This is a genomic window from Phocaeicola coprophilus DSM 18228 = JCM 13818 (assembly GCF_000157915.1).
Lineage (GTDB): Bacteria > Bacteroidota > Bacteroidia > Bacteroidales > Bacteroidaceae > Phocaeicola > Phocaeicola coprophilus.
The window spans coordinates 75,493-93,864 of the sequence record NZ_EQ973637.1; the positions used below are offsets into that span (position 1 = coordinate 75,493).

Annotated in this window: 20 protein-coding genes and 1 pseudogene; 11 read left to right on the forward strand and 10 right to left on the reverse strand. The window is 44.7% G+C overall.

The genetic code is table 11. The features are described 5' to 3' along the window. Positions 1-520 precede the first annotated feature (520 nt). The 6 genes from BACCOPRO_RS06345 (at position 521) to BACCOPRO_RS06375 (ending at position 4,335) form a co-directional block, all read left to right on the forward strand. Positions 521-1,096, forward strand: a complete 576-nt coding sequence (locus BACCOPRO_RS06345) for a hypothetical protein (protein WP_008142014.1) — start codon at positions 521-523, stop codon at positions 1,094-1,096. 427 nt (positions 1,097-1,523) lie between these two features. Beyond that, entirely contained in the window at positions 1,524-2,105 is a 582-nt protein-coding gene (locus BACCOPRO_RS06350; RefSeq protein WP_008142016.1) for a hypothetical protein, read from the forward strand. A 507-nt stretch (positions 2,106-2,612) separates the two neighbouring features. Next, positions 2,613-3,098: a hypothetical protein gene (locus BACCOPRO_RS06360; RefSeq protein ID WP_008142018.1), complete on the forward strand. Its 486-nt coding sequence runs from the start codon at positions 2,613-2,615 to the stop codon at positions 3,096-3,098. Positions 3,099-3,505: 407 nt separating this feature from the next. Then, positions 3,506-3,853, forward strand: a complete 348-nt coding sequence (locus BACCOPRO_RS06365) for a hypothetical protein (RefSeq protein WP_040311261.1) — start codon at positions 3,506-3,508, stop codon at positions 3,851-3,853. Continuing rightward, entirely contained in the window at positions 3,853-4,047 is a 195-nt protein-coding gene (locus BACCOPRO_RS06370) for a hypothetical protein (protein WP_008142021.1), read from the forward strand. The genes BACCOPRO_RS06365 and BACCOPRO_RS06370 overlap by 1 nt, the downstream gene beginning before the upstream one ends. A 3-nt stretch (positions 4,048-4,050) precedes the next feature. Then, on the forward strand, positions 4,051-4,335 hold the full coding sequence (locus BACCOPRO_RS06375) for a hypothetical protein (RefSeq protein ID WP_008142022.1): 285 nt from the start codon (positions 4,051-4,053) through the stop codon (positions 4,333-4,335). Between the two features lie 49 nt (positions 4,336-4,384). Here the strand turns inward: BACCOPRO_RS06375 and BACCOPRO_RS18470 are convergent, their stop codons facing one another. Further along, positions 4,385-4,510: a hypothetical protein gene (locus BACCOPRO_RS18470; protein WP_008142023.1), complete on the reverse strand. Its 126-nt coding sequence runs from the start codon at positions 4,508-4,510 to the stop codon at positions 4,385-4,387. A gap of 304 nt (positions 4,511-4,814) precedes the next feature. Between BACCOPRO_RS18470 and BACCOPRO_RS06380 the strand changes: the two genes are divergently transcribed. Next, positions 4,815-5,294, forward strand: a complete 480-nt coding sequence (locus tag BACCOPRO_RS06380; RefSeq protein WP_008142024.1) for a hypothetical protein — start codon at positions 4,815-4,817, stop codon at positions 5,292-5,294. Continuing rightward, positions 5,291-5,554: a hypothetical protein gene (locus BACCOPRO_RS06385; RefSeq protein ID WP_008142025.1), complete on the forward strand. Its 264-nt coding sequence runs from the start codon at positions 5,291-5,293 to the stop codon at positions 5,552-5,554. Before BACCOPRO_RS06380 ends, BACCOPRO_RS06385 begins: the two co-directional genes overlap by 4 nt. Before the next feature lie 57 nt (positions 5,555-5,611). Here the strand turns inward: BACCOPRO_RS06385 and BACCOPRO_RS06390 are convergent, their stop codons facing one another. The 9 genes and pseudogenes from BACCOPRO_RS06390 to BACCOPRO_RS18010 all read right to left on the reverse strand — a co-directional run. Next, on the reverse strand, positions 5,612-7,294 hold the full coding sequence (locus tag BACCOPRO_RS06390) for a zincin-like metallopeptidase domain-containing protein (RefSeq protein ID WP_008142026.1): 1,683 nt from the start codon (positions 7,292-7,294) through the stop codon (positions 5,612-5,614). A gap of 4 nt (positions 7,295-7,298) precedes the next feature. Beyond that, a complete protein-coding gene (locus BACCOPRO_RS06395; RefSeq protein WP_008142028.1) occupies positions 7,299-7,904 on the reverse strand; it encodes a hypothetical protein in 606 nt (201 codons plus the stop codon). An 82-nt stretch (positions 7,905-7,986) separates the two neighbouring features. Next, on the reverse strand, positions 7,987-8,163 hold the full coding sequence (locus BACCOPRO_RS18005) for a hypothetical protein (RefSeq protein ID WP_169306511.1): 177 nt from the start codon (positions 8,161-8,163) through the stop codon (positions 7,987-7,989). 22 nt (positions 8,164-8,185) lie between these two features. Next, positions 8,186-9,745 (reverse strand): glucosaminidase domain-containing protein, encoded by a 1,560-nt coding sequence (locus BACCOPRO_RS06400; protein ID WP_008142032.1) that lies wholly within the window; start codon positions 9,743-9,745, stop codon positions 8,186-8,188. Positions 9,746-9,749: 4 nt separating this feature from the next. Further along, a complete protein-coding gene (locus tag BACCOPRO_RS06405; RefSeq protein ID WP_008142034.1) occupies positions 9,750-12,392 on the reverse strand; it encodes a MutS N-terminal domain-containing protein in 2,643 nt (880 codons plus the stop codon). A gap of 24 nt (positions 12,393-12,416) precedes the next feature. After that, complete coding sequence (locus tag BACCOPRO_RS06410; RefSeq protein WP_008142036.1) at positions 12,417-14,228, reverse strand: hypothetical protein; 1,812 nt, start codon at positions 14,226-14,228, stop codon at positions 12,417-12,419. A 17-nt stretch (positions 14,229-14,245) separates the two neighbouring features. After that, positions 14,246-14,530: a hypothetical protein gene (locus BACCOPRO_RS06415; RefSeq protein WP_040311262.1), complete on the reverse strand. Its 285-nt coding sequence runs from the start codon at positions 14,528-14,530 to the stop codon at positions 14,246-14,248. Between the two features lie 23 nt (positions 14,531-14,553). Further along, positions 14,554-15,384 carry a M23 family metallopeptidase gene (locus tag BACCOPRO_RS06420; RefSeq protein ID WP_008142040.1) on the reverse strand — a complete coding sequence of 277 codons (831 nt, stop codon included), beginning with the start codon at positions 15,382-15,384 and terminating at the stop codon, positions 14,554-14,556. 19 nt (positions 15,385-15,403) lie between these two features. Beyond that, a pseudogene (locus BACCOPRO_RS18010) lies at positions 15,404-15,664 on the reverse strand (hypothetical protein); the annotation flags it as partial. 242 nt (positions 15,665-15,906) lie between these two features. On the opposite strand from BACCOPRO_RS18010, the gene BACCOPRO_RS06430 reads away from it, so the two are divergent. The 3 genes from BACCOPRO_RS06430 to BACCOPRO_RS18475 form a co-directional block, all read left to right on the forward strand. Continuing rightward, positions 15,907-17,127 carry a site-specific integrase gene (locus BACCOPRO_RS06430; RefSeq protein WP_008142045.1) on the forward strand — a complete coding sequence of 407 codons (1,221 nt, stop codon included), beginning with the start codon at positions 15,907-15,909 and terminating at the stop codon, positions 17,125-17,127. A gap of 12 nt (positions 17,128-17,139) precedes the next feature. Next, positions 17,140-17,523, forward strand: a complete 384-nt coding sequence (locus tag BACCOPRO_RS06435; protein WP_007760057.1) for a hypothetical protein — start codon at positions 17,140-17,142, stop codon at positions 17,521-17,523. 266 nt (positions 17,524-17,789) lie between these two features. Next, on the forward strand, positions 17,790-18,372 hold a 583-nt coding region (locus BACCOPRO_RS18475; protein ID WP_008142050.1), incomplete at its 3' end, for a primase-helicase family protein.

Below are 18,372 nucleotides of genomic sequence, written 5' to 3' on the forward strand. Positions count from 1 at the left end.
GTATTTTTACATGGATTGGTTCATATGTAATTTTAGCATATTTTCATCATTGAACTATATTGAAAGTATTGAACCTCTATTTATGATAGAAAATGGTGTATGAAGTTCTATAACTCATATGCCATTTTTTATTAAAGGTAGGTATGTTATTCTTTCCCTTATTTCTCTGAGATAATTTCTATTTTACTCTGAAAGTTTATTTCCCCTGTTTTAAACTCCATACCAATTGTATCTCATGTTTATTTTGCTCTATTGGCATTATTATCGGTTGGATTTTATTATGCAAAGGTACAGCTTAGGGTGTACAATATGTACCGCTTTGCTAATTAATCTCATATTTTTTCAGAAGTCTTCCGGCAAATCATAGATTTGGGTATTCTATAAAAATATTCCTTCATTTACATGTCTAATCACCCTTTTTCGCTGTAATCTTGGGCATATAAAATTTTCCCGACAATGAAGCCATAAGAGTTTCAAAAGAAGGGAAAAAAGATGTTTAACGAATTAAAAACTTAGAATTATGCCGAATTGGTGCAGCACAGCGTATGTCATAGATGGCGACGCAAAAGAAGTGAAACAACTGTATGAATTGATGAAAGGACTGGAAGAACGTGAAACTCCGTCAGTAGAAAATGGTTTTGGAACTACATGGCTGGGATGTCTGGTGGATGTCTTGGGAGGGGATTGGAATAAAATATATTGCAGGGGAGACTGGAGTAATCTTGAAATGGAGCAAGATATTTTGAAATTTTCAACAGAAACGGCTTGGGACCCATGTAATGAAGTTTTGGATTTGATATGTGAAAAATTTCCTTCACTAAGTTATTATTATCGAAGTGAAGAGCCTTTAATGTGTTTATTTCAAACAAATGATAGTGAAGGTCAATATTTTGACAGGTATCTCGTAGATGTTTGTACTCCTGAAGGAAATCGTTTTAGCAAATATTTTCCAGATCTTGACAGTGTCTATGAATGGCTTGAGGAAATATGGGGATATTCTATAATATCTGATGAAGACATTGATAAATTGACTGAAGAATGGGAGAATATTAATGAAAGTGTGTATTGTTATATAGAAGAATTCAAAGTAGTATAATAGAATAGAAATATTGAGGCAGAGTTAATTGATTTTGACTCTGCTCTTTCGATTAAAAATTAGACACTTTTTTACCATTTCTGATGTAATTATTTTCTTTTTAATTTCCATTTATAGCTCATACTATAATTAATTACTTATTATCTATCACTTGCTCTTCAGCTAATCCTTGTCAGTTGGATTTTATTATGCAAAGGTACAGCTCAGAGTGTACAACATGTACCGCTCTGCTAATTGACATCATATTTTTTCAGAAGTCTTCCGCAAATCATAGATTTGGGTATTCTATAAAAATATTCCTTCATTTACATGTCTAATCACCCTTTTTCGCTGTAATCCTGGGCATATAAAATTTTCCCGACAATGAAGCCATAAGAGTTTCAAAAGAAGGGAAAAAAGATGTTTAACGAATTAAAAATTTAGAATTATGCCGAATTGGTGCAGCACAGCGTATGTTATAGATGGCGACGCAAAAGAAGTGAAACAACTGTATGAGTTGATGAAAGGACTGGAAGAACGTGAAAAGCCGTCCGTGGAAAATGACTTCGGCACATCGTGGCTGGGGTGTTTGGTAGATGCTTTAGGCAAGGATTGGCAGGATATACATTGCCGTGGTTCTTGGAGTGAACTTGAAATGGACAGTGATGTATTGAAATTTTTTACGGAAACAGCGTGGTCTCCTTGCAATGAAACATTTGACCTTGTAAGAGAAGCGTTTCCGTCTCTTCGCTATTACTTTCAGGCTGAAGAACCAGGTATGTGTATATACGAAACAAATGATGAATACGGCACATACTTTACTGACAGGTTTTTCTTGGATGTATGTACCCCAAATGAAGAATATTTCAGCGAATATTTTGAGCAACAGGAGGATGCGTTTGCATGGTTTGAAGAGGAGTTTGGAGAGCCGATAAGGTCTGTAGAGGATGTTGAAGCTCTGGATGCAGAATGGAGCGAGCAGTGTGAAAATGCTTTCTGCTACCTGCATGAGTTTGAAATAGTTAGTTGATTGAAGAAAATGTTGGCATATTTCCCGAACAATATCGGTGTTCGGGAAATTCTTTATGTCATTATATTACAAGCCTTTCACGATGCGTGTTCCCTATTTTAGCCAGATGATTTGGAAGGCACTGCAACCTCTTGTTTCTCCTGACAGACTTACTTTTTTATTTCACAACTTCTATCCATTTTTATTTTGAACAATAACCTGTCTCTTCGCTTTCGGCAATCCTTGCCGGAGTGATTTTCCTATGCAAAGGTACAGCGTCCGTCCAGTCATCAAGTACCGCTGTGCTAACCGATTCATGGATTGAGCGGCAGCCTTCCCAAATCGAAGATGAACCTCTGGTTCCCCGCAGGATTGGGCATTCCGTTAAATTCATGACGGTTTCCTTGTCTTTCCTGTTCTTTACGCGCTGTCTATCCTGCATGTAAAATCTTTCCCGACGAGGAAGCCGAAAAAGGCTTTCGAGAAGAGGGAAGAAAAAGAAAGTCTAACAATTTAATTTTTAAGATTATGCACAGCAGGATTTTTCAAATTTCAACAGAACAGATAGACAAAGAGAACTATCTGAATGAGAACACCCTTAATCAGGGAGATGACAGTTTCTACGATTATTGTGCTGATATAGACGATGAAGAGCGTAAGGAAGACATTGCCAATTTGGTGAATTATGCCTTGCCCAAAGGAATGTTCGAGCTTGTATCTGAAGATACGATACGTTACAAGGGAGATGGCATCGAGCAATGGAAAGAGGAGTATGTTGCTAATATCCGAAAGAAAGCGGAAGCCATTACTGTCGAAAATATGTTGGAGTGGAATTCGACGTATTATCTCAAGCAGGCGATAGAAAATCCGTTGGATACCGCCTATCATTTTTATTTGGATGGAGAGGGATGCCAGTCCTTTGCCGAACCATCCTTTGAGTTTATGCAGTTCGTCTGTTCGATTGAACCGGGAACATTACTCTATATCGGAGGTGTCATTGATTATCATTTCTGATGGCAAATTTCATAGAACCACCTGTGTGACGGCAGGTGGTTTCTCTTTTTTGGTTCTGGAATGCCAAGATTACTTTTATAGCCATATTTATCCCTTACGGGGCACTACCATTTATACAGGCAAATCTCCAATTTTAAAGCATCATACCCTCTCTCTGCCTCCTGCATACACCACAGGTTCGTTTCGTGTGCAAAGGTACGGTGGACGAACGCCGCTCAAGGAGCGTTACACTCCCTTCGAAAAATTTGACGACAGCTTTCCGCAATCATAGATTACGGTATTTCATAAAATTTCATCATCGGTTCTTTGCTCTATGTTCTTGCTTCCACCGTCTGAAATGCACATGAAACAATCCCTTTGGGCGAAGTCGGAAGGCTTCAAGAAGAGGGAATAAAAAACAAATGTATATGACAACTATAGAAAGGATTATCGCCTTAGCCTCCGGTTTGGGATGGCAGGTAACTACCCAAAAGAAAAAGAGATACCTCGTGGAGTTCGAGTTCCAGCAGTACACAAAGATGGGACAAGATTTCAATTTCTGTGCTGTAATGAAAGGTAATGACATCAACAGCCTAATAGAAAATATTGAAGAATATTATGAAGGCTTTGACCCTGATTATGAAGCCTATCTTTGGATAGGTACGGATGGACACGGCAAGAACGGTGCACCTTACCATATCAAGGATATTGTAAGCGACATGGAAGAAGTCGAAACCATGATAGATAAACTTTGTGAAAGATTAAAAACATTATAATGAGAACGAAAACACTTTACAAACGGGATGCGGAAAAGGTTGGCATCAGCCGTTTTCCCAACTTTCACAAGTCGGGAAGCATTTCTGGTATGAAAAGACTTTATTATGGTAAAAACGCCCTGCTGGTACGTTGCGGCAGTTGGATTTACAACGTTTCAAGTGAACTTGGAATTTATTATAATATAGCTCATTAAGTTATGGAAAGAAATTGCAAGAAAGATTTCCAAAGTTGGAAAGGTACAATGGCTCTGAAATTACTTTGCTGCAATATTGCGGCAGGTCGTTTTAATTGGCGGAAATACTGTACGCCGCAGCCTTATTATGGACACGAGATTTGTGTTATACCATTACACAGCTCTTACGGTCAAATAGGTTATACCGTGTATTTCCCTTATACTAATATGCCCGAAGTGGAATACGATTGGGAAATGGGCAAACTGACTGTTGATGAAGAAAATTGGCAGGAGTATTTTGCGGCATAGCTGACAAGACAATGGGAGCAGCTACACCAGCCCATTGTCTTTCTTTTGCTTATTGCTGCATCCCGACGCCATATTCTGCCTCTTGTAGTTCCTCTTGATACTCTTTTAGGTCGTTCGGTTTTGCGTTTACTACTTTCAGACTGGCATTTATCCCTCTTCCTTTTATACTTATCATTTTATTTTCTTTTATACCTTTTCATGTATGCTGCCCCATTGTTGGGCCATACGCTCGCGTAATTCTGTTTTTACTCTGCAAAGATACGGCGGCGAATAACTGCCAAGTATCGCTTGCACTACATTGTTGAATTTTTCCGAAACTTTCCGTAATCACAGATTACGGTATTTCACAAAATTTCAGCCTCTGTTCCTTGTCTGTTATTCTTTTTCTCGCCGTGGTGTTCGCACGTAAAAACAACCTTATGGCGAGCCAAAAGGCTCAAGATAAGGGAAAATAAATCAATTAAACAATTATTTGGCTTATGGGTAAATATGATTTTATCAAGAAAGGAAATGTTTTGTTTTGGTATGACCCTGACAATGGGCAGTCAGATGGAGTGTATCAGGTAGTTTCAGTTCCGGAGGTTATAGAGGATGACAGTATTATCCTTATTGCTGCATCTTGTTCAGAAGCGGAGGTTTATCCGACAGAATTATCACCGATAAATTCAGGTAGAAGTTACAAAGGAGCGTTCTTACAATGGAAAACAGAACGTGAAGCAAACGGTAAGGTGTTTTATGACAGGCTCGCGGAAGTAATGGATACGGACTGTGAAATGAAAGTCGGTGATATGGTCATTTTCACAAATGATGCCGGTCTTGTATTTGGCCCTTATGAGGTATTGGCATTTGAGAAACCGGATAATAACAAAGACAGATGCATATATATTGACCACGACAGTTATTGGTGCTCAGAAAGACTTGAAAATTTGCTGCTTGTTCAGAAAGGAAGTGAGTTATGACAAAGGATGATAAGTATCTTTGGCGTTTATGTAAAAATATTATTGCAGGGCGTTTCAATTGGCGCAGATATTGCAGCCGGCAAAGTTATTACGGTCGTGAAATCTGTGTAACACCGCTTTTCTGTTCTTATGGACAGATTGGTTACACAGTAAACTTCCCTTATTCAAGAATGCCAGATGTGGAATATGACTGGGAATTTGACGAACTGACCATTGATGAAATGGATTATCGGAAATACTTTGAACAGGAACAGGATTGAAATGAAAAACAGAGGGGTGGGAAATCGCTCCCGTTCCTCTGTTTTGGCACTTTCGTTTTACCTTCTGAATCCACCCCGCTCCATTTCTTCGGCTTCGCAGTATTCTTCCATATTTTCCAACTTTTCATTCACTTCCGTCAGGTTGTCATCCAGCGACTTATCATGGTTATATTCAAAGCTGTGCCGTACAGCCAGTCCTGAATTGGTTGCAGAACCTACGTCCAATGTGTCTTTTCCCCTGTTATAGTTGATATAAAGCACTTCGCCATTGGGCATTTCAAATGCTGGAGTCTTCTTTTGCGTTATTTCCGCAAATTCTTCGGCCACCATAGTCTTTGCAACTTCCTTCACGTCACTGCTGGCTCTGCCTATACCATACCTGCGGATATGGTTACGTACTTCTTCTTCCGTGTATTTCAGCATAATGTCATAAGTCCCGCTGACATTTCCGTTATACACCACAGCGAAGTTTTGGTCCTCAATCAGCAGGTCATCGCCACGGTTCTGTAATGGTGATGAGTAAGTGTACTGTTCGTCCATGCCGTTACCGTCATAATATTCTTTGGCAAGAGCAAGCAAACCATTATAGTCACCCTTGTCCTTCAGTTCTTCCAATAGTCTGGTATCATCGGACATTTGCAGATAGGCTACAGATGCGTAGTACATCTTTTTTTTCGGTGCTTCTTTTTGTTCCTGCTTTTCGTTTTTTTCTATTTCTATATCCCTGGCAATCTGGTCTATTTTCTGCGTAATCATGGATGATGCTTTCTTCACATCCATTAGCACAGTCTTAATGTACTGGGGGGACTCCTTCAGGTTATCCAGCCACGATTTCAGGTACGGACAACTGTCTTCCTTGATATGCTTTGTCATTCCGTATCGTTGGGCGGTCAATGCTCCGCATAACTCAGCCACAAGTTCTTCCTTGCTATACTCCTTAGAACCGAAAGAGGTCGGCTTAAAACGGTCTAGTACGCTTTCCGCGCCAGTAGAATGTCCCATTTCATGGAACAGAGTACAATAAAATGATTCTCCGCTCTTGAACTGTACCTTCTCCGGAACGATGATTTCATTCTTGCTTATTGAATAATAAGCATCATCCTGATGTTTCACATTGATGGGGCAGATCCATAGGTTGTCACGTATCATCCTGTCCACTGGTTCAAAGCTGAACATTTCGCTTTCATGAACAAATGGGCGGCCGTTTTCCTTTTCCAGCTTTTCCCACAGGTCCGGACGAGCTTCTTTCAGATTTGTTTGAGCGACATTAAACACACGGAAAACCTGCATTTTGGGATACACGTTATATTGCTCCCTCTCATCATTCGACAGATTCTTGTAATCATCATACTTGATCTTTTCCTTGGTTTCCTTGTGGATGCAGGTGAAGGTGGTCAGCATGACGGGAAACGATTTCTCACCTTTCAGTACCGATACCCTCGGCAATTCTTCATCATCCTTGCCCGGCTTGTTCAGTCGCTGCACGTAGTCAAAGGTGCAGAATCTCGGAATAGTATATCCTTCCTTTTCACAGTGCAGCATGAGCATCAGTGCATTCATGCCGTTGTATTCGCGTCCGGAAAGATTACGGGGCCACTGGAGTGCCCCCTCGGTAAACCAGGGCTTCTTCCAGTCCTTACCGATGGTCTCCAGCTTTTCAATTATCATTTCGGCGAACAAGTCAAGAGCCTTGTCTTCGCTGTTCGGTCCGTCCGTATCGCGTTTCCTGTAATTTGCCATATCGTCAGTTCTTGTCTGGTGTCGGTACATACAGGTTTACTTCCTGACAACGGCATGTAATATCAACTTTACCGTTATACAAAGACAGATCGATTTCACCTTTTGCCTCTATCTTGGTAGCAGGCTGTAACCATGCTTCACGTTGTTTGTCGAAACAAATAAACCTTACCCATAAGTATTCAAAATTTTCATCCACCTTTTCTGCACTAAAGGCTGAAAAGCTGAAGAACGGTTTGCCGTTTTTGTCCGTTCGTTCATCTACTGTTTTTCCTATCTTGCCGCGGAATATGAGTTCACCCCGCAGGCTGTCTGTGTCGTCCTCTCCGGCTGGTACGATACTTTCTGCCGACAGGTTGAAGTAAGTTTTGTCGCCTCTGTGTTTCGGTATCAGTATGCCTGTCACTTTTACGCGTATACCACTTTGCAGACGCGCTGCTTCTTTCTGTGTGACGTCCATGCTTACGCTGATCTCCACTGCTCCACTCTGACCTTCCTTTCCTTGGATGGCTGTCTGTACGGTCATACTGACGAACTGTTTCCCTTCTTTCCCGTTTCTGATGATGGCATCACGGCTGATTGTGCCGCATACCGTTATATTACATTTTATCATAAATTGTCTTGTTTATTGGTGTTACATGTCCACGGACCACGTATGTGCTGAATATTGATGTTGAATGCTGAAATGCCCCAGTCTAATCAGGTGCACGAATTCTCATATAGACTATCCATGCAGCTATGGCTACCTGTACGGTTATAATTACAGCCGTACCTGCCCAGCCGACCAACCGGTGACATACCAGGATATGCATTGCCAGTACGGATAGTCCGAGTACAAATTTGCTTATTGTTATCACCACGCGTTTTGTCATGTCTGTTATGTGTTTGTCATATCTATCTTTTCATGGTCTCCGCCTGTGTCTGCTGTTGCGACATGCCTTGCTCGAAATTACGGGAAGCGGCTTCTGAAAGAATTACGGTATTCAGCAATCCGATCACTCGCATTCTTTTAGCTTCTTCTGAAAGCTCGTTGTTGTTTAATACAGCAGACAGTCGGCTCAATTCGGCCGATGTCAATTCACGCGACATTTTCAGTTCGCCGTTATCTGCTTTCAGAACAGCCTTTCCGTTTTCTTCAATGCTCAGTTCACAAGTTTTCACGCCCGGCATCAGAGAAGTCAGGTCAAGCCTGCGCCTGTCCATTGCAGCAGAGATTGCGGCATTCTGTTCCTCTTCGCTCTTCGCATCTATCTGTGCAGCCAATAGCATCAGTGATGTGAAAGCGGTCATCGCCATCTCTACGATGGGATCATTGCAACCTGATATGCCGACACCGCTATCCTCCGAGGACAGCAGTTTCTTCATCCAGGCATCAGGAACCATGGTTTTATCAGTGTTCATGCTCTCGTTATCCCTATACTTGGCCAAAAGGTCACTTCCGTTGTACATTACCTGCTGTTTTATATTTCCTTTCTGAGCAATCTCTGCCAGATAGGTCACCGGATCTACCTCGCGTTTCGTTCCGTCGCTGTATATGTTTGTCACACCGAAATGCAGATGCTCTCCGGTTGTTCTGGTTCCCGTGTTGCCGGAAGTACCGAGGCGTAGTCCTGCATTTACGCTGTCACCGACTTTTACGGTGATGCTGCTCAGATGCATATAGGTGCATTGTACCTTGTTCCCGTTCGGTCTGCTGTATTCTACCGTTACTGTCTTTCCTCCGGTAGAGTTCACATTATTGTTTACCGACACTACCTTTCCTCCGTTCTCAGTAGCCAGCACTGCGTCACCTTTACATCGTATGTCAAGGCCTTTGTGCATCTGCTGCTTTCCCTTGTCCGTCGGATCCTGTCGCATACCGAAGGCAGAGGTGACAAAGAGAAACTCTTTGCGTTCCACCGGAAAAGAATACTCTTTTGCCGTTCCAGCTTTTTCTTCGCCGTGTAGCGGATTATTTTCCACTCCGAAATTTTTTCCCTGTGAGACCATTTCCTGCATAACCTGCCGGTCGTATTTGTCAAGACCATTCTGTTCGATGATTTTCTGTAGTGTAGCGGCATAGTTTCCGCCAGTTGCATATCCGGCTTTTGCAATGCCTTCTGTCCATTCTTTATAATCATCCGGGCGGAGTTTGAAACAGTCGGCATAGCGGCTGTTCTCTTTCAAGAACTTAGAATGATGTTCGAATGATTCGCTCACATTGTCATAGCTGCAGAATTTTTCATTCGTTTTGTCATCCGTGTAGAGTCCGTATCGGCCACCCTGCACAATCCAATCGGGCGTAGCCTTGATCCCGAAGTGGTTGTTTTCGTTCAGTGCCAGACGGCTCTGTCCATTGCTGCTCTCCAGAATACCCTGGGCAAGTGTTACGGATGCAGGAATGCCGTAGCGACGCATCTGCTCCATGGCATACTCTGCATACTTATCTGCATATTCCTTGTTTTTACCTGCCATATTCTTATCTCTTTAATGTTGTACGTTGTTCATTGTCATTCATTTCTTCTGCCGTTTGTTTCTCTTCATCCTGTCGGGTTATCTCGGCAGGGTTTATGACGCTTACGGACAATCCCGTTTTTTTCAATTCCGTTATATACTGTTCGGTTTCCTTGATGCCAGCATCGAACATCGGAATGAGTTTTTGCGAATTGTACTCCGGACGTTCCCCCTTGCTTTGAGGGAGGCCTAATTCTCTTGCCATAGTTTCCGCATCGTTCATATAAGCATAATATTTGCCTTCATGCCTGAATAGGGCTATGGCTTCAGGTTGCTGGACCTTAAATTCCATGCAGGCTGTCAGAAACTGCTCAGGCAGTTTGTCTGTCAGCTGGGCAGACTGGGCTCTTGGTCTGCTACTTCTTGCTTTCTCCAGTTCCGGTGCGTCACAGATGATTACACGTTTTCCGGCCCTGATCAGTTTGGGCAGGTAGTCGTCAAGTTTGTGATAAGGGAACTCTGCCGATTGTGCAAAGCCTCGTTCACCTACTCCCGAAAGCTTTTGTGGGGTAATTCCCAGTATGCTGACACCCTTTTCTGCATCTTCGTTGTACATACGGTAAAAGTCTCCCTTCCGTACCAATTGCAGGGCATCAGGATGTTTCGCCTTTATCCTGTTCCAGGATTCCCGCTGTGCAGACGTTTCATTTGGTACCGTCTTCTCGGCATTGTCTTTTGCGGTCTCGGCCGTCTGCTGTCTTTCGGCATCCTTTTCTTGTTTTTCTCCCGCATGTTCTTCCTGCGTCTGTCCCTGTTGCAGAACGTCTGCAAAGAGTGTTGCAGCCAGATTGCGTTTATACTCGTTCTTGTCCTCTGCCAGCCACATACGTTGCCACTGCTGCGGAGTCAAGCTCCTCGGCTGCATACGGTTGCCGTCTATGGTAGCCGTACACTGGATACCGTCTTTCTTCGTCTTGAATACGCAGACCTTCTGTATGCGGTTCAGGTCTATGTCTCTTGTCTCTGTGCTGAACAGATCAACTTTCAGGTCTGGTTTTATCTCAGCCAGCGCATAATACTTGTGTGCCAGTTCCATGCGTACCTTGTCTATGTCATCCATTGCCTGTTTCAGCGTGGTGAAGAAACGGTTCACATCCTCCTTGTCTGGATAAACGCTGTATCCCGGTTCGTTCTCCGGTTTCAGATACAGGGCCCAGCGGTTCTTGTCATCCTGTACCATCTGTATTTTGTCAAAGAGTTTTTCGTTTGCCTGTCTGACTGCCGGAGTCACGTCCAGCGTGGAGAGGACTTCCATTGTCCAGTTTCTCAGGCGGGCCAGCGATACTTGTTTTTCTGCGAAATACGCATCGTCGGGTCTGTAGCCTAGGGCACCGTCTGGATTGAAGAAACGCACGTTTTCTATTCCTTCCAGTCGAAGAGCACGCTCGATGCGTGACTTGTTCATCCCTGGTATCTCATTGTCCACTTCCGTTGAAGCTCCAGCAGGCAGTACCACATCGGCCTTTTTGCCCTGACGGTCTATGACGAGCACGATGTTCTTGTCATCCTTGTTCGGGAATCTGCTTATCTCATCTGCCACAAAATAGTGCTTTGGAAGCTGTTCGCGAAGATCTGTTGTCTTCTGCCGGTTACGCAGGGTAGCATATTCTGTTTTTTCGCCTTTCTCCGCTTTGTGAATTACCTCGAGGGCGTTGTTCACGTCACTTTCCAATGCATCTATCAGGATAGGGTTTTCCTTGAGTTCCCTGTTCCAGTACTCCACAATCTTCATACTGTCTTCCGTCAGTCGTGCCGGCAGTCCGAACTCAAGCATCTTGATTCCGGATGCTATTTCTACTACCAGCCTTTCCTGTTTCAGTGCATCTTCAGAAGGTGGCATACCGTTTTTCATCACCATGCCTTCGCGGGCAAGTCGCTGTTGATGTCCGGTAGCACTCACAATCTGTCTCAAGGTTTCGTGCACATAGTCATGGTAATGCTTGAACTCTCTCTGACGGGGCATATATACCGCATCACGGTCTGTTTCATAATGTGGCATACCGCTTCCGTCCGAACGTACCGGCACAAGATAGTCACGCATTTTCAGCAGGAAGTCGTTGAATCGGATATGGAGTTTACGTTCGTCAGCTTCCGAATATCCATTCTCCGTGATTCCACCGTCAGTTTTCAGTGCTATGTCATAGCCTCTTTCGTCCACATAGGGGAAGGTAGTCTGGTCAATGTTGAACAGGGTGCGTATCTCCCGGTTATGGATACCCTTGTACTGTTCCTTCTGTTCCTCATCCAGTAGGAGATAGTCTTTTCGGGTGATGATGTCCTCTGGGTTGTTGCGGTTCACGTACTGGTTCCAGTTGTAGTATAGAAACGGTACTCCCTGTTCCTTCTCGCGTACCGATGTGCCTCGTGTCTTGGCATCGGTGTACAGGGTGAACAGATTTGTCTTGCATCCTTTGCTGTCCGAATGCAGGGCCATGAACAAGGCATTGAAAGGGCTGGCAGAAACTCCTTGCGGATAGAGTCTCGGATAGCGCTTACCAGCTGCATTTAGCCAGTGTCCTCCGGCTTCCGAAGCACTACTCAATGCCAAAGAAAGCAGTTCCACCTGTTTCTGTGCAGCATTCTTCTCGATTTGCGACTTTTCTTTCATATTTAGGATGTGTTTGTGTTGTTTTTATTGTATACCTCTGCTTCTGGCAGCAGACTCTTGCTGTCCGCTATCATAATTCTGCGAAGCCATCTGTCGCAGTCTGTCGCTTTGTGCCAAAATGGCGTTGGCCAGTGTATTCAGGGGCAATGCGCCACTGCGGAAAGCATCAGCTACCGTAGGGCTTATCTGTATGGTATAGGGTACACGGTCTATTGTGGCGATTAGCGTGCAACCCTGCAATACAGGGTTTACGATTCGCGGATTGAGTTGCTCGTCCGCATATCGTTTGTATTGTACACTGCCGTTTTTTTGACGGAAGTATCCGTTATCTTCGTTTCTCTGTTTTTCCAGGATTTCCTTACTGGCCTTGTTCAGCAGATTGGTGCCGCCTAGTCCCATAAGCAGCATCTTCAGTAGAGGGTTACGGACGAACAGTCCGGCTACAATGCTGGCTATCGGCAGAAGGTTGTCTTTCAGTCCGAGGGATTTTGTCTTGCCGGTAAAAAGTCCCAAAAGCATATCAGGCAACATGGCTATGATATATCCCAGGTTGCCGGCCACTTTTCCCATTCCGTCAAGACCGAATGAGCGCAGAAGGCTGTCCCAGCCGTTCGTATTGGTCTGCTCTGCCTGTCTTTCCGTGTTGTTCTGTGGTTCGAGGGGTAATTCGTTTTCTTTTATGTTTTGTCCGGCATGTCCGCTTGTTTGCTTTTTTGCATTCCTCATTGTCTGTTCCTTTATTTCGGTTTCAGTTTCTATCTTTTGCTTTTTCTGTTCATTCAGATAGGCATCCTCATATCCCGGAGCTACCACAAGCGGAATGTCCTTGTAACGTTCTTTGCGTTCATTTTCCTGCAAACTGAAATTCTTCATCCAAGCCGGTTTCTCATTTTTCGTTTTGCTCCAATCCATAAAAACATAATTGATGACGGGTATTTTATTCTTCAGCTGTCCGTTGATTTGGGCAATGAGCGCATTTTCATTGGGCTGTATCATGGCAGCTTCTTTGCGGAAATCATCGAATACATTGTTCTCTTTTCCAAATATACCTTCACTGATACACTCCTCTACAGATCGTTTTCGGGGAATATCCGGCGCTAAGCTGTCTGCTGCGGCAGTCAGCACTACGTCCGCACCCACGAATTTGGCGAGCGAAGCCCATGATCCTGCACCGCCAAGCACCATTGCATCGGTCGAAGTGCCCAAAACGTGTCCGGCACCTTTTTCCACTGCACTCGGACGGTATGCCGCTTCACTTCGTGATTCTATTTCTTCGGCCAATGGAGAACGTCCCAGTGTCTGTGCCAATCCCAGCAGACTCGATTGCCCGGCCTTGCGGAGAATGTATTCTGCTGAAGACTTTGGGATCCTGTTTTTCACTAGCTGGTTCACCATCAGCTGGTCCATTCGGTAGTCCAGATAGGCATACGACAGATCGCATCCCAGTTTTTCAGAAAGGGCATCGTAACGCTCATATCCGATTTCCGCCACTACGGTTTCACGCCATTGGCCGGCCATACAGGCTAGGTCACGCTGAATGTCATCCGAGGCTAGGATGCGTTCCTTGCACATTCCGATATATTCTTCTGTAGTCTTTGAATTCCACTCGCCGGTCAGCTTGAGTGACTGGTATGGGTCTCCTAAAGGTTGTCCCGCCGTTGTCATCATACCGAGAATACCGTTGGCGGAGGTCGAGTATTCTTTCATTTCCTCCACCTGTTTCTTGTTTAGATAAGACTGAGCCTCGTTCATCACAGGTGCAAGGTAGCAGTGGAAATAGCTGCTTGTAAGGGCTTCCATTTCTGCAAATCGTCTGCTATGCTTGATTCCGTCCATATTTTCTCGTTGTTTTGCTATATTATGTTAATCTGATTAAGCAGCTGTTCCTTGGTCTGTTCGATGGCATGGTGATATACTTCCATCTGTCGTGGAAAATATTCTTCCAGCCATTTGTCTTTTTCTATGCTGTCCTGAAGGAAGCGCACCGCCTGCTCCCGTTCTATCTCTACCGATGCTTCGCCTTCATTGCGGTTGTTGAACCATGCTTTCGTCCACCAGCGTATGCCGAACCGGTCAGGATAGACAGAAACTATCCTTGGAATGTCAAAACTTTGTATATCAATGTCCAACTCACTCAGCGGATCGATGATTCCTCCGCCTGCTACTGCTTCGCTACGGAGTTTTTTTTTAAGCCGTCATCTGCTGTATTCAGGCATATTTCATGTTTGAGTGCCAGATAATTCAGAAAATCCCCGATAAGTAGGTTCTGTACCTTTCCGGCCAGTGGCAGGGCCTTGTGCCCAAGTCCCAGTGGGTTGGCAAGGCTTGGAATACGCTCGTAGAAATACTCCTTGATGGCTCCCATGGTAAACAGATGCCGTAGGCTCTGTTCCGTATGTTCCGGTAGCGTATAGATACCGCACCGAAGGTCATCCATGTAGAGTGGGAGGTATCGGAGCATCAGTTCCTCTATTTCCTCACGGTTCTTGTCGAAATCTGTGGTCATGGTCATTCCTTCATCCTCAAAGTCTGTAATAGGATTGTATGAAGCCTGTCTTTCCGCACGGATGTTTCCGTACAGCATGGTCAAAAACTCCAGTGGATTCAGTTCTTCATCTTTGAAGCGGGTTTCCAGATGAAGTATGTCGCCGCTCAATGCTACTGTCTGCCCGGCTTTTACACGTTGTCCGAACTGGGCGAACACGTTCGATAGATGTCCATAGGTTACTTCATAGCTGCCATAGCGTATGGTTTGGCTTATTCCGTGTATGGAGTCGCTTGCCACGCCTGACACGATACCGTCGGCAAGAGCCGACAGCATACGGCAGTGTACGTTGAAGTCTATGCCATGATGAAAAAATTTTTTTCCGGTTGTCGGATGTGTCTGTTCGCCATATCCCAGCGACATCTCCACATCTTTTCCCTGCGTTTCCTCAAATGGCATACAGTAGCCGCTTTTTGAGTGCAGGATCATTTCTTCTGTATAGTTCATGTCTTGTATTGTTATTGTCTTATCTTCTCATACCTCCGGTTCTCACTTGCTCTTCTTCCGTGGCACTTTGTGTCTGTGTTCGTGCCATGTTTTCCTGTGTGGCAGTATGTATTATGCCCGAATTGTTGCCGATTAGCATCATCCCAAGTAGTGCGCCGGCTATCTTGCCGAGCCATCCGAATCGTCCGAATACAAGGAATGCAGCGGCCACCAGTCCTGCGATACTCAGGCCTGATACGTTGCCGCGGCCAAGGTTACTAAAAATCTCTGGAATAACCTCGAAAAACGGGAGAAATGACGCTAAACGACTTAATATCAGAGTTGTTACGGTGTCAAATGATGACAAGCCGAAAAATCGGGAAACGCAAAGAAAAGCGGATTTAAGAAGAAGAATGGTTTGCAAATCATTACCCGTGAAAGAGTAAGATTTAACATATGAGAGATGCTATTGCACCGTTTGTCACCGATTTGCGTATCAAGGTCTAACTCGTTGATATTTAACTTTGCAAACAAAAAACGAGTATGACAAGAAGTACATTCAAAGTGCTGTTCTACGTGAACGGCAGCAAGGAGAAAGACGGTATTGTCCCCATCATGGGACGAGTGACAATCAACGGTACTGTGGCGCAGTTCAGTTGCAAGCAGACCATCCCGAAAACCCTTTGGGATGCGAAAGGCAACCGAGCCAAAGGCAAGAGTGCCGAAGCACGGAACATCAATCTGGCATTGGACAACATCAAGGCGCAAATCATCAAGCACTATCAGCGCATATCCGACCGAGAGGCATACGTAACGGCTGAAATGGTGCGCAATGCCTACCAAGGGGTAGGAAGCGAGTATGAGACACTGATAAAGGCTTTTGACAAGGATTGCGCCAACTTTCTGAAACGTGTCGGTAAAGACCGCAGCATCGGCACGTACAAGGTCATGGTAAGGGCAAGGAACTATGTCGCAGCCTTTATCAAGTCATTCTACAAACGGACAGACATGTCCATGCTGGAACTTACACCCGACTTCATCAAGGAGTTTGCGGCTTATCTTACAGCTGAACGGGGACTGAAAAACGCCACCATCTGGCTGAACTGCATGTGGCTGAAAGGCGTGGTCATGCGTGCGCACTATAACGGACTGATACCGAGAAATCCGTTTGCGCAGTTCCATATCAGCCCGAATGTTAAGGAACGGGAGTATCTGACAGAGGACGAAATCAAAAGAATCATGGCGCACGAGTTTGACAACCCCACCCTCGCATTGGTGCGAGACCTGTTCATTTTCGCCTGCTTCACCGCCTTGTCTTTCGTGGATATGAAAGAACTCACAACGGATGAAATAGTGGAGGTGAACGGTGAGAAATGGATATTGTCGAAACGGCACAAGACAAATGTCCCGTTCCAAGTGAAGTTGCTGGATATTCCCTTGCAGATAATCGAACGGTACAAGTATCTGTCGGAAGACAAGCTGGTTTTCGGGAAAATCAACTATTGGACGATGTGCAAACAGCTGAAAAAGGTAATGGCGGAATGCGGAATAGAGAAGCATATCTCCTACCATTGCGCACGTCATACGTTTGGAACACTGGCTCTTAGCAAGGGGATGCCCATTGAAAGCGTGAGCCGTGTTCTGGGACACACGAACATTGTCACGACTCAAATCTATGCGAAGATAACCACGCAGAAACTTGACAATGACCTGACGATGTTCGGCAACAAGCTGAACGCATCGTTCGGAAGTGTAACCCCATAACCAAGCATAGCCATGAAACGAAGCATCATCACAACGGACGGCAACGGCAACATCACCTTGCCGACCGACATTAGCGCAACCGCCATGAGCGAATGGGAACTTTGCGACCTGTTCGGAGTAACCGCCCCGACATTCCGTGCAGGGCTGAAGGCTCTTTGCAAGAGCGGAGTTTTAAGGGAATACGGGATAAGGCGAAGCATACGGGTATCCGATAATTGCTGTATGGAGGTTTACAACCTTGAAGCGATAGTTACCCTCGCTTTCCATATCGGCACATTCGGAGCGGAACGGGTACGCAATGCCGTTCTTGAAAGACTGTACCTGCGAAAAGAGAAAACAAGCATCTTCTTCTCGCTGAATACCAACGGTATATCCAAATCCGAATACTTCTCGTAGCTGAATGCCTGACATTATTCACTCGGTAAGTCAGTAATTCATTAAGTCAGTACGACAGAACGACAGACGCTCTGATTTTTTCTCCCGAAAAGCGTAATCCGACATTTGCTTTTCGGGAGTTTTTCCGTTTGCACAGCCCCAAGCCATTGAACGTTTTTGTTTCGGGGGCTATTTGTCACCATTCTGCCGTGTTTTGCATAACAACCTATCCGATAATTGATTATATTTTTGCAGCTGGTAATTTTCAAACTTAAAACCATTTGATTATGTCAGCTATCGAACAACAAGACAGCCACAGATCGCCATCGGATGGCGGCATGGCAAAGGAAGAATTTATCCGTGTCGGGACAACGCTCTACAAGATTGTGGAGCAACCGAGACTGAACGGAGGGTATGTGAAGAAACGCATCGCATGGAACAACGAGACCCTGCGACAGGATTACGGCAAGGATTACATCGGCAGCGTTCCCAAGTATGACGGCTTCTGCACCGTACCCGAACACATCGGCTACCGTTCCGTGGTCGGCAAGTTCCTTAACCTTTACGAACCGATAGACCACCGACCGCAGGAGGGCGATTTATCGCATATCCAATCTTTGGTACAGCACATCTTCGGGGAACAATACGAGTTGGGGATGGACTATCTACAACTGCTTTACCTGCAACCGATTCAGAAGTTGCCTATCCTGCTGTTGGTGTCGGAAGAACGCAACACGGGCAAAAGCACCTTCCTGAACTTTCTGAAAGCCCTTTTTCAGAACAATGTGACTTTCAACACCAACGAGGATTTCCGCAGCCAGTTCAATTCCGACTGGGCTGGCAAGTTGCTTATCGTGGTGGATGAGGTGC

Bases quoted from the DNA above. Each gene is read 5' to 3' on its own strand.
- BACCOPRO_RS06375 (WP_008142022.1), top strand. From the start codon at position 4,051: ATGGAAAGAAATTGCAAGAAAGATTTCCAAAGTTGGAAAGGTACAATG.
- BACCOPRO_RS18470 (WP_008142023.1), bottom strand. From the start codon at position 4,510: ATGATAAGTATAAAAGGAAGAGGGATAAATGCCAGTCTGAAAGTAGTA.
- BACCOPRO_RS06435 (WP_007760057.1), top strand. From the start codon at position 17,140: ATGAAACGAAGCATCATCACAACGGACGGCAACGGCAACATCACCTTG.
- BACCOPRO_RS06405 (WP_008142034.1), bottom strand. From the start codon at position 12,392: ATGAAAGAAAAGTCGCAAATCGAGAAGAATGCTGCACAGAAACAGGTG.
- BACCOPRO_RS06345 (WP_008142014.1), top strand. From the start codon at position 521: ATGCCGAATTGGTGCAGCACAGCGTATGTCATAGATGGCGACGCAAAA.
- BACCOPRO_RS06370 (WP_008142021.1), top strand. From the start codon at position 3,853: ATGAGAACGAAAACACTTTACAAACGGGATGCGGAAAAGGTTGGCATC.
- BACCOPRO_RS06430 (WP_008142045.1), top strand. From the start codon at position 15,907: ATGACAAGAAGTACATTCAAAGTGCTGTTCTACGTGAACGGCAGCAAG.
- BACCOPRO_RS06360 (WP_008142018.1), top strand. From the start codon at position 2,613: ATGCACAGCAGGATTTTTCAAATTTCAACAGAACAGATAGACAAAGAG.
- BACCOPRO_RS06390 (WP_008142026.1), bottom strand. From the start codon at position 7,294: ATGGCAAATTACAGGAAACGCGATACGGACGGACCGAACAGCGAAGAC.
- BACCOPRO_RS06400 (WP_008142032.1), bottom strand. From the start codon at position 9,745: ATGGCAGGTAAAAACAAGGAATATGCAGATAAGTATGCAGAGTATGCC.
- BACCOPRO_RS06420 (WP_008142040.1), bottom strand. From the start codon at position 15,384: ATGAACTATACAGAAGAAATGATCCTGCACTCAAAAAGCGGCTACTGT.
- BACCOPRO_RS18005 (WP_169306511.1), bottom strand. From the start codon at position 8,163: ATGACAAAACGCGTGGTGATAACAATAAGCAAATTTGTACTCGGACTA.
- BACCOPRO_RS06365 (WP_040311261.1), top strand. From the start codon at position 3,506: ATGACAACTATAGAAAGGATTATCGCCTTAGCCTCCGGTTTGGGATGG.
- BACCOPRO_RS06380 (WP_008142024.1), top strand. From the start codon at position 4,815: ATGGGTAAATATGATTTTATCAAGAAAGGAAATGTTTTGTTTTGGTAT.
- BACCOPRO_RS06385 (WP_008142025.1), top strand. From the start codon at position 5,291: ATGACAAAGGATGATAAGTATCTTTGGCGTTTATGTAAAAATATTATT.
- BACCOPRO_RS06350 (WP_008142016.1), top strand. From the start codon at position 1,524: ATGCCGAATTGGTGCAGCACAGCGTATGTTATAGATGGCGACGCAAAA.
- BACCOPRO_RS06395 (WP_008142028.1), bottom strand. From the start codon at position 7,904: ATGATAAAATGTAATATAACGGTATGCGGCACAATCAGCCGTGATGCC.
- BACCOPRO_RS06410 (WP_008142036.1), bottom strand. From the start codon at position 14,228: ATGGACGGAATCAAGCATAGCAGACGATTTGCAGAAATGGAAGCCCTT.